This is a genomic window from Streptomyces sp. SID3343 (genome assembly GCF_009865215.1).
GTDB lineage: Bacteria > Actinomycetota > Actinomycetes > Streptomycetales > Streptomycetaceae > Embleya.
In genome coordinates this window covers 1-15,802 of record NZ_WWJX01000951.1, presented here as the reverse complement: position 1 = coordinate 15,802, position 15,802 = coordinate 1, and the positions used below count along the sequence as shown (strand labels likewise).

Below are 15,802 nucleotides of genomic sequence, written 5' to 3'. Positions count from 1 at the left end.
GGCCCCCTCTACATCGGCGACTACGCCAAGGTCGAGGGCGGTGTGGAGATCCGCGAGCACACCGTGCTCGGCTCGAACGTCGTGGTCAAGCGCGGCGCGTTCCTGCACAAGGCGGTCATCCACGACAACGTCTACATCGGCCCGCAGACCAACCTGCGCGGCTGTGTGATCGGCAAGAACACCGATGTCATGCGCGCCGCCCGGATCGAGGAGGGCGCGGTCATCGGCGACGAGTGCCTGATCGAGGAGGAGTCCCTGGTCGCCGGGGACGTGCGGATCTACCCGTTCAAGACGATCGAGGCCGGCGCCGTCGTCAACACGTCGGTGATCTGGGAATCGCGCGGCCAGAAGTACCTGTTCGGCCCGCGCGGGGTCTCCGGCATCCTCAACGTCGAGATCACCCCCGAACTGGCGGTACGGCTGGCCGGGGCGTATGCCACCACGCTCAAGAAGGGCGCCACGGTCACCACCGCGCGCGACCACTCGCGGGGTGCGCGAGCGCTCAAGCGCGCGGTCATCTCGGCACTGCAGACCAGCGCGATCAACGTGCGCGACCTGGAGAACGTGCCGATGCCGGTGGCCCGTCAGGAGACCGCGCGCGGCTCGGCCGGCGGCATCATGATCCGGACCACGCCCGGCGTGCCCGACTCGGTCGACATCATGTTCTTCGACCAGAGCGGCGCCGATCTCTCGCAGGCCGCGCAGCGCAAACTCGACCGGGTCTTCTCGCGCCAGGAGTATCGCCGTGCGTTCCCCGGCGAGATCGGCGAACTGACCTTCCCTGCAAGGCCGTTCGACAGCTACTCGGGTTCGCTGCTCAAGGCCCTGGACATCACCGGGGTGCCCGAGGCGAACCTCAAGGTCGTGGTCGACGCCGCGCACGGCAACGCCGCGCTGCTGCTGCCCAGCATCCTGGGCAGGCTGGGCATCGACGCGCTGACCGTCAACTCCGGGCTCGACGACGCGCGGCCCACCGAGACCGCCGACGAGCGGCACGAGGGGCTGGTCCGGCTCGGCGAGCTGGTGGCGTCCTCCCGGGCCGCGTTCGGCGTGCGGTTCGACCCGGTCGGCGAGCGGATGTCGCTCGTGGACGAGCGCGGCCGGATCATCGACGACCACCGGGCACTGCTGGTCCTGCTCGACTGTGTCGCCGCCGAGCGTGGCGGCGGGATGATCGCGCTGCCGGTCACCACGACGCGCATCGCCGAACAGGTCGCGGCCTATCACGGGGTCCAGGTGCAGTGGACCACCACGTCGCCGGACGACCTCGCGCGCGCGGCCCAGTCCGACGAGACGATCTTCGGTGGCGACGGGCGCGGCGGGTTCGTGATCCCCGAATTCAGCACCGTGTTCGACGGCACCGCCGCGTTCGTCCGGCTGATCGGGCTGGTCGCCCGGACCCAGTTGACGCTGAGCCAGATCGACGCGCGCATCCCGCGCGCGCACGTACGCCGTCGTGACGTGCCGACGCCGTGGGCGGCCAAGGGCATGGTCATGCGCCGCGTGGTCGAGGCGGCGGGTGAGCGGGAGATCGACACCACCGACGGCGTGCGCGTCGTGGAGACCGACGGCCGCTGGGCGCTGGTGCTGCCCGACCCGGCCGAGGCGGTCACCCACGTGTGGGCCGAGGGCCCCGACGACGCCGCGGCCGACGAACTGCTCGACGAGTGGGGCACGGTCGTGGAGCACGCGGGCGACTGACCTCGAGGGTCGCGGGTTCGATAGGGTCTGGTCCGGCCGTGGATCGCCGTAGGCGGTTCGCGGCCGGACGTGTGTCCGCATCACGACTCGAACCACGACTCGAACGTGGCTCCGGCCCGCGGTCGGAGCCCGGACTCGGACATCGGGGTCGGAACGGAGCCCGAATCCGAGCTCGGATCCGAGCTCGGATCCGGACCCGAATCCGGCCGCGAACGGGGTTCGAACCCCGGTGGGGATTCGCGCCCGGACCCCGTTTCGGACCCTGCACCGAGCACCGTCCCGGGCATGGAACGATGGGGCGCATGTCATCGCGGGAGACACCAGGCACGAGCCGGTACCGGCGGCCGGACGCCTCGATGTCCCTGCTTGTGGACATGATGGCCAACAGCCTCGACGCGGGCTACGCGGAGGCCACCGCACGTCGCGCCGTGCGCGGCGACACGGGGATGAACAAGGGGCCCGCCGCCCGGGTGCTCGCGATCGTCGGCGTCGCGCTGATCGCGATGATCCTGATGGTCGCGGCGATGAAGGTGCACGCCGCCGCGCCGCAGGCCGAGCGCGAGCGGCACCAGCTCGTCGACCGCATCCACACCGACGAGGACGAGGTCGACGCGCTCCAGGACACCGTCGAGCGGCTGCGGGGCGAGCTCGATGCCGTACAGGAACTCTCGCTTCCCAAGGGCGCCCAGGAGCGGGTCAAGATGCTCGGCCTCCTCGCCGGCTCGGAACCCGCCGAGGGCTCGGGTCTGAAGGTCGTCGCCGACGACGCCAAGGAGGTGCCGAACACCAACGGCACGTCCGACCCGCGAGCGGCCGAGGCCGCGGCGAACGGCCGGATCCTCGACCGCGACCTCCAGCGGCTCGTCAACGGCCTGTGGAAGGCCGGCGCGCAGGCCATCGCGATCAACGGTCAACGGCTCACCTCGCTCTCCGCGATCCGCGCGGCCGGCGCCTCGATCCTGGTCGACAACCGGCCGCTCGCCCCGCCGTACACGATCCTGGCGATCGGCGACGCCAAGCCCATGCAGGTCGAGTTCATGGTCGGCTCCGACGGGCGCTATCTGCGTGGGCTCCAGGAGTACGGCATCCGGATCAACGTGGGCACGCAGAAGAAGATCAAACTGTCGCCCGCGATCGGCACGGTCCTGCGCTACGCGACCGTGCCGGGGGCGGTGCCCGGCGCGGCCCCGACATCGAGCGCGGCACCGGGTGGCGCGCCCGGCACGGCGGCACCGGGCACCGCACTCCCGTCCGGCAAGAGCCCGAGCCCGAATGCGAGCCAGAACCGGAACCCCCCGCCGAGCGCTTCGGCCAAACCGACCGCCTCGCAAATACCGACGCCAAAATCGTCCGAACGGAAGGACAAACAGTGATCGCGGTCCTCGGCCTGGTCCTCGGGGTCGTGGTCGGGTACATCGCCCGGCCCGTGATCCCGCACGAGCTGGAGCCGTACCTGCCCATCGCGGTCGTCGCCGCCCTGGACGCGGTCTTCGGGGGCTTGCGTGCGCTGCTCGACGGCATCTTCGACGACAAGGTGTTCGTGGTCTCGTTCCTGTCGAACGTGGTCGTCGCGGCGCTCATCGTCTTCCTCGGTGACAAGCTGGGCGTAGGTGCGCAGTTGTCCACCGGTGTGGTGGTCGTGCTCGGCATCCGGATCTTCTCCAATGCCGCGGCCATCCGCCGGCACGTCTTCCGGGCCTGACGGGGAGTCATACATGGCCGACGAATCGGACGAGACGCGCGGGCGGCACGCCCGCCACGACGACGACCCGCGCGATTACGGGATCCCGCGCGCGACGGACGAACCGGACCCCAAGCCGGCCGGACAAGCGGAACCGGAACCCGTCGCGAAGACCGAATCGAAATCGGAGCCGGAACCGGGGGCAGCGCCGGCAGCGCGGTCCGAGTCGAACCCCGACCGCGCTTTCGACCCGATTCCCGGTCCGATTACCGGTCCCGTCGAACGCACCGACGCGGAGGCGGAAGCCGAGCGACACGTCGCGTCCGCGCGCAAACCCACGATCGAGAGCCGCCGACCGGCGCTCGGACCCACGCCCCGACCGGCGCTCGAAAGCGCCGGTCGGGTCGACCTCTACCACCAGGGTCGACACATTCGCGAACGGATACGCGAGCAGGCCGCGGAGGTCACGTCGGAGATCGAGCCGATCACCGCGCCGGTGCGCGAATCGGCGCACGAGGTACGTACGGGACCTCGCGACACGCCCGACACGCCCGGGCTCGAAATGGGTTCGAACGCGGTTTCCGAGCCGCATCCGGCCGAGCCGGTCGACGACCAACCGGGCCGGCGCAGGTTGATCGAAGCGTTCTGGCCGCCTCGGGTGAGCCGGGCCCAACTGGTGGGTGCCGTACTGCTGTTCGCTCTCGGCGCGGGACTGGCCATCCAGGTCAGATCGACCACTTCGTCCGACCCGCTGCGTGGCGCCCGGCAGGAGGACCTGGTCCGGGTGCTCGACGAGATCAGCGAGCGGACCCGGCGCCTGGAGGACGAGAAGCACCGCCTGGAGACCAGCCGCACCCAGCTCCAGAACAGCAACGACCGGGTCCAGGAGGCCCGGGAGCAGAACGAGGCCAAGGCGGATGCCCTGGGCGTGCTCGCGGGCACGGCCAAGGCCGTAGGGCCCGGGATCACGCTGACCATCGCCGATCCGGCGCACAAGGTCACCGGCGACATCCTGCTCGACACCCTCCAGGAACTGCGCGCGGCGGGCGCGGAGGCGATCCAGATCAACGACGTGCGCGTGGTCGCGGGCACGTGGTTCACCGGCACGCCACCCGGAGAGGTGATGATCGACGGCACCAAGGTCCAGCCGCCGTACGTCTTCAAGGTGATCGGCAATCCGCAGGATCTCCAGCCCGCGCTGAACATCCCCGGGGGCGTGATCAGGACCCTGGAACAGAAGCAGGCTTCGCCCGTGGTGACGCCCTCGCAGGAGGTGCTGATCGACGCCTTGCGGCCTGCGAACAAGCCTGGTTACGCTCGCTCGGCACCGGGCGCCGGTAACGGGTGAGCACACCTGACAGAATCAGGCACCGATCGCTCGCCGTCACGGTCGGTGCACCACTCATGAGGCAAGAAGGGCAGGCAGTCCGCATGTATCCCGCTGATCTCGCGTACACGACGGAGCACGAATGGGTGCGCGTCATGGAGGAGATCTCCGGGACGGTGCGGGTGGGCATCACCGAATTCGCGCAGGACGCGCTCGGTGACATCGTCTACGTCACGCTGCCGCCCGCCGGCACCCGCGTCCTGGCGGGCGAGCCCTGTGGCGAGCTGGAATCGACCAAGAGTGTCAGCGACCTCTACGCGCCCCTCGACGGCGTCGTGACCACCGTCAACGACGTCCTCGACGGCGCACCGGAGTTGGTCAACTCCGATCCCTACGGCGACGGTTGGATGTTCGAGGTACGCCCCGACGATCCCGCCGCACCGGCCGCGCTCTTGGACGCGGCCGCCTATCAGAACAGCCTTGGCTCCTGACGGCCCGGCGAAGCGGTAGGCAGTCCATCACCACGACCCACTCCTCCTGCCCCACGGGCGGGCCAGGTTCTCTCGGGGAGGTTCGCCCGTGAAGTTGTTCGCGAAATTGTTCGGTCGTTCCCGTCGCTCCGGCGACGCGCCGGCTGCGGATGCGAGGAGGCCCGGCACTGCGCCGGCCGCTCCGCCGACCATGCCTCCGGGCTCGCCGTACGGCGCGTCCACACCCGCCTCGGCCCCTGTGCCGCCGCCCTATTCGGATGGTTCCGATGCAACTGCCGGGCATGTCGCTGTTGACCCGGAACACACGGCGCGCATAAGTTTCGGGCAACTCTCGACCGCTGGTCGAGGTTCGGCCGGATCGGGTCAGGAGGGCGACATGGTGGTCTGTGCGACCTGCGGGCATCACAACCCCTCCGGCAGCCGCTTCTGTTCCAACTGCGGCACCCGACTGGGCGCGGGCGCCGAGCGCGCGTCCGAGCAGACCTCGACGATCTCGATCAGCGGCATCGAGGCCCTCGACGGCGAGCCCGCACCGCGCGAGATCCTCACCGCGGAGGCGCAGGCCGCCGTGGACGCGCTGCCTCCGGGCACCGCGCTCCTGGTGGTCCGCCGGGGCCCCAACTCCGGAAGTCGCTTCCTCCTCGACTCGGACCGCACCACGGCCGGTCGGCACCCGCAGAGCGACATCTTCCTCGACGACGTGACGGTCTCGCGCAAGCACGCCGAGTTCCGCCGCACCGGCGGGGGATTCGCGGTCGCCGACGTCGGCAGTCTCAACGGCACCTACGTGGGCCGCGAGCGGATCGACGAGGTTCCGCTGACGCCCGGCGACGAGGTACAGATCGGCAAGTACCGGCTCGTCTTCTTCCCCAGCCGCCACGCGCAGGTGGGGAGCGGGTGAGCCCGGCGGCGGCCGGATCCGTCTCGTTGAGCATCGGCGGGGTCCTGACCCTGCTGAGTCCCGAGTTCCCGGACATCAGCATCTCCAAGATCCGGTTCCTCGAGGCGGAAGGGCTCATCGAGCCGCAGCGGAGTCCCTCGGGCTACCGCAAGTTCGGCCCCGCCGACATCGATCGACTGCGCTACGTGCTGCGGGTGCAGCGCGATCGCTATCTGCCGCTTCGGGTGATCAAGGATCAACTCGACGCGATGGATCGCGGTCTGGAACCGGCGGACGCCGACCCGAGTGCGCCGGCCGGAGCCGCGGACGCCGACGGTGACGCGGGCTCGGCCGGTCGGGACACCACCACGGTGCTGCTCGACCGGCCGGGCCTGATCGCCGCCGCCGGCATCCAGGACGCGGACTTGGCCCGGCTGGAGGAATTCGGCCTGATTCGGCCGCATCGCCCTCGCCCGGAGGCGGGCGAGGGCGACGCGGCCGTGGTCTACGACGGCGACGCGCTCGTGGTGGCGCGGCTGGTCGCGGCGCTGGGGCGCTACGGCGTAGAGCCGCGCCACCTGCGCCAGGCCAAGTCCGCGGCGGATCGCGAGGCCGCCTTGGTCGAACAGATCGTCGCGCCGCTGCTGCACCGCAGGGGGGCGCGGGCCAAGGCCGGCGCCGAGGAGACCGTGCGCGACCTGCTCGCGCTCACGTCACGCCTGCACACCGTCCTGGTCACCGCGGCGCTCGCGCCGCGCCTGGGTCGGTGAGCGAGCCGGTGAGCAGGTCGGCCCCGCCGAAGGCGTTCGAGCTTTCGGCCGCACGGCGAAGAAAAAACGACGAATCGACGACCTATTCGACCCCCGGGGATCGGTCCTCGACAGTCGAGCGCGCTAGTGTGGCGATGTGAACGAGCTAGAGGTTGTGGGCGTCCGGGTGGAGATGCCCTCTAACCAGCCGATCGTGCTCCTACGGGAGACGGGGGGCGATCGTTATCTCCCCATCTGGATCGGCCCGGTAGAGGCGACGGCCATCGCGTTCGCCCAACAGGGCGTGGTACCAGCGCGTCCTCTGACGCACGACCTGTTCCGGGACGTGCTGGAGGCGTTGGGCCAGGAATTGACCCAGATCCGCATCACCGACCTGCGCGAAGGCGTGTTCTACGCCGAGTTGGTCTTCTCCGGCGGCGTGGAGGTGAGCGCGCGTCCCTCGGACGCGATCGCCCTCGCGCTGCGGACCGGGACGTCGATCGTCGGGAGCGACGCCGTCCTGGACGAGGCCGGCATCGTGATCCCCAACGAGCAGGAGGACGAGATCGAGAAGTTCAGGGAGTTCCTGAACGACATCTCGCCCGAGGACTTCGGCACCACGAGCCAATAACCGAACGTACGAGGAGGGGCCACCGCCGGCGGTGGCCCTGTGCCCGGCGCCGCCGGCCGCGCCTGTCGCGAGGGATTCCGACAGTGTCACGGTCGGCGGTTTTTGCGCGCCCGGCTCGTGCTCCGCGACGAGGCCGGGCGGCGACGTGGGCGAGGGGTCGACGCGTCACCCGATCGGCCGCGCTCTGGTTCGATCACCTTCGATCAGAGGCAAAGTGGCGACATGTACCCGTGCGGTCCCCATTCAAACCACTCGTGCGAGCAGCGTCACTCGGCGTGCCGAACGGCGCGGTCGTTGACGCGCTGTTGGTGACTGCCTACCGTCGAAATCTACAGTTCTCGGGATGACCCCTGCGCGTTGCACCTCGCCGCCTGCGGCCCGGGACTGAAAGAGACTCTCGACGCCGTACACGGGCGGCGAGAGACGAAAGGGAGGTCGGCGTGAGCAGCACCGGCGACATCACGGCGGCGGAACGCGCCCGCACGGCACGTCCTCTGCCGGCGACCGACCCCGGTGCGGGCCCTCGGCGTCAGGAGGTCACCCCGCCCGGCGCACCGTCGGAGGATGTGGGCTACCGCGGGCCGACGGCTTGCGCGGCGGCCGGCATCACCTACCGCCAGCTCGACTACTGGGCGCGCACCGGCCTGGTCGCGCCCACGGTGCGTCCGGCCCACGGGCCGGGGACGCAACGCCTGTACGGCTTCCGCGACATCCTCGTGCTGAAGATCGTCAAGCGGCTTCTGGACACCGGAGTCTCGCTCCAGAACATTCGGATCGCGGTCGCGCACCTGCGCGGGCGCGGAATCGGCGACCTCGCCGGGATGACCCTCATGAGCGACGGCGCAAGCGTGTACGAGTGCACGTCGTACGACGAGGTCATCGACCTGGTACAAGGCGGTCAGGGCGTCTTCGGGATCGCCGTGGGGGCCGTCTGGCGCGAGGTCGAGGGCTCGCTCGCCCAGCTCCAGGGCGAGGATTCGGGCACCGGGGAGCCGATCACGCAGGTCCATCCCGGAGACGAACTGGCTCGTAGACGCCGGGACAAGGCGGTCTGAAGCACAAAGCTTGGGAACCGGGCGGACGGGCAGGCACGTCCCCATGTACGTGCTCTCGCGTCGGCCCTCTCTCCCGCGCCCTCGTCTCCCGCGCTCCCGGCGTGCGCAACGACGTGGCTACCAGGCCGCCGTCCTGCTCGCCGTCGCCGGACTCACGCCGGTCACCTGGCTGCACGTCTACGCGGGAAACCGGGTCCGCACGGTGGCCGACGTGCCGTCGACGGACGTGACGATGGTGCTCGGCGCGGGCGTCTTCGGTGATCGGCCCTCCGATCTGTTGGCCCGCCGGCTCGACGTCGGCATCGACCTGTATCGGGCGGGCAAGACCCGGGTGATCCTCGTCAGCGGCGACGGCGGCGGCAACCGCTACGACGAGACCGGGGTCATGCGGCGCTACCTCGCCGACCGCGGAATCCCGCAGAATCGGATCGTGAGTGACGAGTCGGGATTCTCCACCTGGGAATCCTGCGTCCGGGCCAAGCGCGTGTACGGAATCGATCGGCTCGTCGTGGTCACCCAGAGCTTCCATCTGCGCCGTGCGCTCGCGCTGTGCAAAGGCGCCGGGATCGACGCGTACGGCGTCGGCGACGAGTCCCTCACCTGGGGGCACCTGGGGCCGACCCTGTACGGATCCGGCCGGGAGATGTTCGCGGCGATCAAGGCGACCGGGCAGATCGTGGGCAAGCCCGAGCCGCGCGTGGGCGGGCCCGTGAGCGACGAGATCCGACGCGCCCTCGACAGCTGAGACCGCTCGATGTCACACCGGTGCGCCATCATGGGCGAGTGTGAGACAGGCTCCGGGCATCCTCCACCTCGACATGGACGCGTTCTACGCGTCCGTCGAGCAGGTCGCCAAGCCCAGCCTGGCCGGCAAGGCCGTGATCGTCGGCGGCATCGGCGCGCGCGGCGTCGTGGCCACCGCGTCCTACGAGGCCCGGGTCTTCGGTGTGCACTCCGCGATGTCCATCGGCGAAGCCCGCCGACGTTGCCCCAACGCCGCCTTCCTGAGCCCCAGATTCTCGCTCTACCGCCAGGTCAGCGACACCGTCATGGAACTGCTGCACCGGCTGTCCCCACTCGTGGAGCCGTTGAGCCTGGACGAGGCCTTCGTCGACCTGGAGGCGGGCCCGCACGGCGGCACGCTCGACACCGCGCGGGTCACCGAGATCGCGATCCGGCTGCGCGCCGACATACACGCCGCCACCGGGCTCACCTGCTCGGTCGGCGCGGCGACGTCCAAACTGCTCGCCAAGATCGCCTCCGAGGCGGACAAGCCCGACGGCCTGTGCGTGGTCGCGCCCGGGACCGAGCGCGCGATGCTCGACCCGCTGCCGGTGCGCGCGCTGCCCGGGGTCGGGCCGGCGACCGGTGACGTGCTGCGCCGAGCCGGGCTCGACACCGTCGCCGACCTGGCCGCGGTCGACGAGAGCGAGCTGGTCCGGCTCCTGGGCCAGGCACACGGTCACGGCCTGCACGTGCTCGCCGCCGGACTCGACGCGCGGCCCGTGGTGGCCGACCGCGACGCCAAGTCGGTGTCGGTGGAGGACACGTTCGCGACCGACCTCGTGGACCGCGAGCGGATCACCCGCGAACTGGACCGGCTCAGCGCACGCTGCGTCGAGCGGCTGCGCGCGGCCGGGCGCAGCGGCCGCACGATCGTGCTCAAGCTGCGCCGCTACGACTTCAGCACCCTGACCCGCTCGGAGACGCTGCGCGGCCCCACCGACGACCCGACCGTGGTGCGCGAGACCATCCGCCGGTTGGCCGCGCAGGTGGACGTCACCGGCGGCGTGCGCCTGCTCGGGGTCGGCGTGAGCGGCCTGGCCGACTTCGCCCAACAGGACCTGTTCGGACAGGCCGTCGAGGCCGCCGCGGAGCCGGTCGAGGGCATCGACGACGAGCCGGACCCGCAGGAGGTCCGACCCGATCCGGTTCTCGTGTCGTGGTCGCCGGGCCAAGACGTCGTGCACGACGAATTCGGGCCGGGCTGGGTGCAGGGCAGCGGCGTCGGCCGAGTCACCGTGCGGTTCGAGGTACCGGGCTCGAAGCCGGGCCGGGTGCGGACGTTCCCGATCGCCGACCCCGCGCTCACGGCGGCCGATCCGATCCCGCTGCCGGCCGAATCCGCCGTATAGGCACACCGATTCGGGGCAGGCGCCGAGCAGACGACTCCTCGGGGGTGTCCCACATGACTGACGTCAAAGAGCGGTCGGAACGAGGGCAAGGTGCCTTTCGATCCGCCCGTCGCAGGCTCGGCCTGCCCGCGTTCGTGCTCACCGTCCTGGTCGGCTTCATCGTGCTAGCGCTGGTCCTGGTGGGTCTGGTCAATCTCCTGCCGGGCAAGTTCAACCCGTTCGGCACCGAGACCAAGGACCACAGCGGTCCGGTCATGCTCAAGGCCGTGCAGGACCTCAGCCGCTACGAGGCGGTCAGCGGCACCTTCCAGGTCGTGGTCGACCTGGAGAAGGACGCCAAATTCCTCCCCGACGCGGTCCGCGGCCAGCGCACGCTGTTCGTCGGCGTGGGCCAGGTGGGCGGCTTCGTCGAATTCGGCGGCATCGGCAAGGACGCGATCCAGTCCTCGCCCGACAACAAGACGGTGACCGTCAAGCTTCCGCACGCGCACCTCGCGCCCGCCGCCCTCGACCAGAAGAACAGCCACGTGATCGCCCAGGACAAGGGCCTGTTCGACCGCTTCGGGGACTTCTTCTCCAGCAATCCGGGCGACCAACAGCAGCTGTACGTCCTGGCCACCAAGAAGATCGACGAGGCCGCCAAGACCGCGGGACTGATCGAGCGGGCCGAAAAGAACACCACGGCCATGCTGGAGGGCATGATGCGGTCCCTGGGCTACACGACGACCACTGTGACTTACGCCTAGCGTGCCGCCGATCGCCGGCTGCTCGCTGCTACCGTTGAACTGCTCATTACGTTTGCGCGGGAGAGTTCTCGTGTACCAGACATGAGGCGCCGAAGGAGCAACTCCTCCCCGGAATCTCTCAGGCACCCGTACCGCGTGGTCGTGGGCACTCTGGAAAGCAGGTCACCCGTTTCGGGCAGACCTCGCCGACGGTGCAAATCGCGCCCACGGCACCCGGCCTCGCCGGGGGCGCGGGCGCGGTGAAGCTCTCAGGCAAAGATGACAGAGGGGGAGGCCGGTGGGCGCGCGACCCGCGTGCCCGTCCAGGAGCGATCCAGGAGGCCCTCCGCGATGACCCCGCGCACCCCTGCCCCGACGCGTGCCCACGCCGCACGTGCGTCCGGCCCCGGCTCGTTGACCGACCTGGAAGGCGCGTCGCCGTTCACCGGCCGGCACATCGGCCCCGACACCGACGAACAGGCGAAGATGCTCGCCGCCGTCGGCTACGGCTCCTTGGACGAGCTGACCGATGCCGCGGTACCCGCCGCGATCCGCGCCCTCGAAGGCTTCGAACTGCCCGCCGCGCGCAGCGAGGCCGAGGTGCTCGCCGAACTGCGCGAGCTGGCCTCTCGCAACACCGTGCTGACCTCGATGATCGGGCTCGGCTACCACGGCACGTTCACCCCGCCGGTGATCACCCGCAACGTCCTGGAGAACCCGGCCTGGTACACGGCGTACACGCCCTACCAGCCGGAGATCTCGCAGGGCCGGCTGGAGGCCCTGCTCAACTTCCAGACCGTCGTCACCGACCTGACCGGCCTGGACGTGGCCGGCGCGTCGCTGCTCGACGAGGCCACCGCCGCCGCCGAGGCGATGACGCTGGCGCGCCGCGCGGGCAAGGCCAAGAGCAGCGTTTTCGTGGTCGACGCCGCCGCCCTGCCGCAGACCCTCGCGGTGGTGCGCACGCGCGCCCAGGCGCTCGGCATCGACGTCGTGGTGGCGGACACCACCGAGGGCCTGCCGGAGGGCGGCTGCTTCGGCGTGCTCCTGCAGTACCCCGGCACCGACGGGCGCGTGCGCGACCTGACCGCGGTGATCGAGGCCGCGCACGCGCAGGGCGCCCTGGTGGCGGTCGCGGCCGACCTGCTCGCGCTGACCGTGCTGCGCGCGCCCGGCGAGATGGGCGCCGACATCGCGGTGGGCACGACCCAGCGGTTCGGCGTCCCGATGTCCTTCGGCGGCCCGCACGCGGGCTACCTGGCGGTGCGCGAGAAGCTCACCCGCAGCATGCCGGGCCGGCTGGTGGGGGTGTCCGTGGACGCCGACGGGGCGCCCGCGTACCGGCTCGCGCTCCAGACACGCGAGCAGCACATCCGCCGGGAGAAGGCGACCAGCAACATCTGTACCGCGCAGGTCCTGCTCGCGGTGATGGCCGGCATGTACGCGGTCTACCACGGGCCCGACGGGCTGACCGAGATCGCGCGGCGCACCCACCGCTACGCCGCCGTGCTCGCGGCCGGGCTGCGCGAGGGGGGCGTCGACGTCGTGCACGGCGACTTCTTCGACACGCTCACCGTGCGCGTGCCGGGGCGGGCCGAGGACGTGCTCGCCGCAGCCCGCGAAGCCGGCCTCAACCTGCGGCCGGTCGACGCCGACCACGTCGCCCTCACGTGCGACGAGACCACCACGCGGGCGCACGTCGAGGCGGTCTGGGGCGCGTTCGGCGTCACCGGCGACGTCGCGGCGCTCGACGCCGGCACCCCCGACGCGCTGCCCGTCGCGCTGCTGCGCGACACCGACTTCCTGACCCACCCGGTGTTCCACCGGCACCGCTCCGAGACCGGCATGCTGCGCTACCTCAAGCGGCTCGCCGACAAGGACTACGCGCTCGACCGGGGCATGATCCCGCTGGGCTCGTGCACGATGAAGCTCAACGCCACGGTCGAGATGGAACCGATCACCTGGCCCGAGTTCGCCGACCTGCACCCGTTCGCGCCGGTCGACCAGGCCGCCGGATACATCGAGCTGATCGACGGGCTCGCCGACTCGCTCGCCCGGATCACCGGCTACGCCAAGGTCTCGCTCCAGCCCAACGCCGGTTCCCAGGGCGAGTTGGCGGGCCTGCTCGCGGTGCGCGCGTATCACCACGCCAACGGCGACACCGCGCGCGACGTGTGCCTGATCCCGTCCTCCGCGCACGGCACCAACGCCGCCAGCGCGGTGATGGCGGGCATGCGCGTGGTCGTGGTCAAGACCGGCGACAGCGGCGACGTGGACCTCGCCGACCTGCACGCCAAGATCGAGCAGTACCGCGACACGCTTGCCGTGCTGATGGTGACCTACCCGTCCACGCACGGCGTGTTCGAGGAAGGCATCGAGCAGGTGTGCGCCGCGATCCACGAGGCCGGCGGCCAGGTGTACGTCGACGGCGCGAACCTCAACGCGCTGGTCGGCCTCGCCCAGCCGGGCGGCGCGATCGGCGCCGACGTGTCGCACCTGAACCTGCACAAGACCTTCTGCATCCCGCACGGCGGCGGCGGCCCGGGCGTGGGCCCGGTCGCCGTGCGCGCACACCTCGCGCCCTACCTGCCCAACCACCCGCTCCAGCCCACCGCGGGCCCGGCGACCGGGGTCGGCCCGATCTCGGCCGCGCCGTGGGGCTCCGCGGCGATCCTGCCAATCCCGTGGACCTACCTGCGCCTGATGGGCCCGGACGGCCTCAAGCGGGCCACCCAGGTCGCGGTGCTCGGCGCCAACTACATCGCCAAGCGCCTCGCGCCGCACTTCCCGGTCCTGTACACCGGCCCGGGTGACCTGGTCGCGCACGAGTGCATCATCGACCTGCGCGGGATCACCAAGGCCACCGGCGTGAGCGTGGACGACGTCGCCAAGCGGCTGATCGACTACGGCTTCCACGCGCCGACCATGTCGTTCCCGGTGCCCGGCACGCTGATGATCGAGCCGACCGAGAGCGAGGACCTGGGCGAGATCGATCGGTTCTGCGACGCGATGATCGCGATAAAGGGTGAGGTCGACCGGGTCGCGGCGGGTGAACTGCCCGCCGACGACAACCCGTTGGTCCACGCGCCGCACACCGCAGCGGCGCTCGGCGGCGAGTGGACGCACGCGTACTCGCGCGACGAGGCGGTCTTCCCCGCCGGCGTCGTCCCGGCCGAGAAGTACTGGCCCCCCGTCCGGCGCATCGACGGCGCCAAGGGAGACCGCAACCTGGTCTGCTCGTGCCCGCCGATCGAGGCGTACGGAAGCTGATCACCCGCGCGGCCCGCTTCGCCGTACCCCGGCTCACGAGCGGGCCGCGCCCCGGGTGATCAGCTCGGCCACCGACGCGGCGAAGCCCGGGTTGTCGGCCAGGTCGCTGCCCAGCACACCGAACATCAGGGCGCCGCTGAGCGATTCGAACAACAGGTCCGCGTCGAGGTCGGCGCGGGCCTCGCCGCGCGCGGCGGCCTCTTCGACGAAGGCCCGGAAGATCGCCCGGACCGGGTCCATCCTCGCGACGAGCAATTCCTTGAGTTCCGGCTGGTCGCGATACTCGGCGAGCAGGCCGGGCACCGCGGCGGCGGTCTCGGGGCGGCGGAAGGAGTCGAGCGCGGCGTGCGCGAAACGCAGCACGCCGGCGGCGAAAGCCTCGTCGGGGTGAGGCGCGAAGTGCATCTCGCGGGCCGGGTAGACCGCCTCGTGGACCAGGTGCGCCTTCGAGGGCCAACGCCGGTAGACGGTGGGCCTGGTGACGCCGGCGCGCCGGGCGACGGCCTCGATGCTCACCCGGTTGTAGCCCTGCTCGGCCAGCAGTTCGCGGGTCGCCACGAGGATCGACTCGTCGGTACGCGGATCACGGGGGCGACCGGGCCGCGGTGGGGTGCCTGTGCCGGCCATGGGGTGGGGACTCCGAGTCGTCGCGCGTACGTGGTGCGGTGTGCTGCGTGCCGGCTGTCGCCGGGTTGCCCGGACTGTATCGGGCCGGCCGCGAGCGGCTCGGCGGGGTCCGGATCCGTCGGCTCGGCGCGGTGCGACCTCGGGCGGCGCCGGGCGGCTCGACGTGACTCGGCCCCGGTTCGGTTCGGCCGGTCTGGCCGCGGGTACGGCCGGTGCCGCGGTCGTCTTCGCCGGACTCACCGTCGTCATCGCGTTGGCCGGACTCTCCGTGGTCGGCGTCCCGATGCTGACCAAGATGGGCCTGACCGCCGCAGGAGCGGTCGTGATCGGCGCGCTGATCGCACTGACCCTGGTCCCGGCGCTGCTCGGCTTCTGGCCGAACGCCGTACTCGCCCGCCGCGTTCGCAAGGGCGGCGGCCGGGTCCGCAACGGCGGCCGCCGGGCCCGAAAGGGCACGCCGAGCGGCCCGATCCACGCGGCCGAGAGCAGGAGCGCGCGCTGGGCCCGGTTCGTCCTGCGCCGCCCGGTGC

At 71.2% G+C, this 15,802-nt stretch carries 15 protein-coding genes and 1 riboswitch; of the genes, 14 read left to right on the top strand and 1 reads right to left on the bottom strand.

What is annotated here, in order from left to right; translation table 11 throughout:
* From GT354_RS29640 to gcvP, 13 genes are all read left to right on the top strand, one after another.
* Positions 1 to 1,701: mannose-1-phosphate guanyltransferase (locus GT354_RS29640; protein WP_161359442.1), on the top strand; the 1,701-nt coding region annotated here is incomplete at its 5' end.
* A gap of 356 nt (positions 1,702 to 2,057) precedes the next feature.
* The gene (locus tag GT354_RS29635) at positions 2,058 to 3,074 is read left to right on the top strand and encodes a DUF881 domain-containing protein (RefSeq protein WP_161359441.1); all 1,017 of its coding nucleotides are present in this window, start codon (positions 2,058 to 2,060) and stop codon (positions 3,072 to 3,074) included.
* Entirely contained in the window at positions 3,071 to 3,403 is a 333-nt protein-coding gene (locus GT354_RS29630; RefSeq protein WP_161359440.1) for a small basic family protein, read from the top strand. The genes GT354_RS29635 and GT354_RS29630 overlap by 4 nt, the downstream gene beginning before the upstream one ends.
* Before the next feature lie 541 nt (positions 3,404 to 3,944).
* The gene (locus tag GT354_RS29625) at positions 3,945 to 4,730 is read left to right on the top strand and encodes a DUF881 domain-containing protein (RefSeq protein WP_161359445.1); all 786 of its coding nucleotides are present in this window, start codon (positions 3,945 to 3,947) and stop codon (positions 4,728 to 4,730) included.
* Between the two features lie 83 nt (positions 4,731 to 4,813).
* Positions 4,814 to 5,200, top strand: a complete 387-nt coding sequence (gene gcvH, locus GT354_RS29620) for a glycine cleavage system protein GcvH (protein WP_161359439.1) — start codon at positions 4,814 to 4,816, stop codon at positions 5,198 to 5,200.
* 376 nt (positions 5,201 to 5,576) lie between these two features.
* On the top strand, positions 5,577 to 6,101 hold the full coding sequence (locus GT354_RS56685) for an FHA domain-containing protein (RefSeq protein WP_161359438.1): 525 nt from the start codon (positions 5,577 to 5,579) through the stop codon (positions 6,099 to 6,101).
* Positions 6,098 to 6,850 carry a MerR family transcriptional regulator gene (locus GT354_RS29610; protein WP_161359437.1) on the top strand — a complete coding sequence of 251 codons (753 nt, stop codon included), beginning with the start codon at positions 6,098 to 6,100 and terminating at the stop codon, positions 6,848 to 6,850. The genes GT354_RS56685 and GT354_RS29610 overlap by 4 nt, the downstream gene beginning before the upstream one ends.
* A 136-nt stretch (positions 6,851 to 6,986) precedes the next feature.
* A complete protein-coding gene (locus GT354_RS29605) occupies positions 6,987 to 7,460 on the top strand; it encodes a bifunctional nuclease family protein (RefSeq protein WP_020548711.1) in 474 nt (157 codons plus the stop codon).
* 566 nt (positions 7,461 to 8,026) lie between these two features.
* Entirely contained in the window at positions 8,027 to 8,515 is a 489-nt protein-coding gene (locus GT354_RS29600; RefSeq protein ID WP_161359444.1) for a MerR family transcriptional regulator, read from the top strand.
* Positions 8,516 to 8,558: 43 nt separating this feature from the next.
* Complete coding sequence (locus tag GT354_RS29595) at positions 8,559 to 9,260, top strand: ElyC/SanA/YdcF family protein (protein WP_161359436.1); 702 nt, start codon at positions 8,559 to 8,561, stop codon at positions 9,258 to 9,260.
* A 40-nt stretch (positions 9,261 to 9,300) separates the two neighbouring features.
* Positions 9,301 to 10,650 (top strand): DNA polymerase IV, encoded by a 1,350-nt coding sequence (locus GT354_RS29590; protein WP_161359435.1) that lies wholly within the window; start codon positions 9,301 to 9,303, stop codon positions 10,648 to 10,650.
* A 53-nt stretch (positions 10,651 to 10,703) separates the two neighbouring features.
* Positions 10,704 to 11,396, top strand: coding sequence for a DUF4230 domain-containing protein (locus GT354_RS29585; RefSeq protein WP_161359434.1), 693 nt, complete (start codon positions 10,704 to 10,706; stop codon positions 11,394 to 11,396).
* A 47-nt stretch (positions 11,397 to 11,443) separates the two neighbouring features.
* A riboswitch (glycine riboswitch) is annotated at positions 11,444 to 11,540 on the top strand.
* A 186-nt stretch (positions 11,541 to 11,726) separates the two neighbouring features.
* Complete coding sequence (gene gcvP, locus GT354_RS29580; RefSeq protein ID WP_237535585.1) at positions 11,727 to 14,645, top strand: aminomethyl-transferring glycine dehydrogenase; 2,919 nt, start codon at positions 11,727 to 11,729, stop codon at positions 14,643 to 14,645.
* Positions 14,646 to 14,678: 33 nt separating this feature from the next.
* Here the strand turns inward: gcvP and GT354_RS29575 are convergent, their stop codons facing one another.
* Positions 14,679 to 15,272 carry a TetR/AcrR family transcriptional regulator gene (locus GT354_RS29575; RefSeq protein ID WP_161359433.1) on the bottom strand — a complete coding sequence of 198 codons (594 nt, stop codon included), beginning with the start codon at positions 15,270 to 15,272 and terminating at the stop codon, positions 14,679 to 14,681.
* A gap of 163 nt (positions 15,273 to 15,435) precedes the next feature.
* On the opposite strand from GT354_RS29575, the gene GT354_RS29570 reads away from it, so the two are divergent.
* The coding region (locus tag GT354_RS29570) for an MMPL family transporter (RefSeq protein WP_346012233.1) at positions 15,436 to 15,802 on the top strand (367 nt) is incomplete at its 3' end.

Coding starts and splice junctions, on each gene's coding strand:
- GT354_RS29635 (WP_161359441.1), top strand. CDS start 2,058: ATGTCCCTGCTTGTGGACATGATGGCCAACAGCCTCGACGCGGGCTAC.
- GT354_RS29625 (WP_161359445.1), top strand. CDS start 3,945: ATGGGTTCGAACGCGGTTTCCGAGCCGCATCCGGCCGAGCCGGTCGAC.
- gcvH (WP_161359439.1), top strand. CDS start 4,814: ATGTATCCCGCTGATCTCGCGTACACGACGGAGCACGAATGGGTGCGC.
- GT354_RS56685 (WP_161359438.1), top strand. CDS start 5,577: ATGGTGGTCTGTGCGACCTGCGGGCATCACAACCCCTCCGGCAGCCGC.
- GT354_RS29595 (WP_161359436.1), top strand. CDS start 8,559: ATGTACGTGCTCTCGCGTCGGCCCTCTCTCCCGCGCCCTCGTCTCCCG.
- GT354_RS29585 (WP_161359434.1), top strand. CDS start 10,704: ATGACTGACGTCAAAGAGCGGTCGGAACGAGGGCAAGGTGCCTTTCGA.
- gcvP (WP_237535585.1), top strand. CDS start 11,727: ATGACCCCGCGCACCCCTGCCCCGACGCGTGCCCACGCCGCACGTGCG.
- GT354_RS29575 (WP_161359433.1), bottom strand. CDS start 15,272: ATGGCCGGCACAGGCACCCCACCGCGGCCCGGTCGCCCCCGTGATCCG.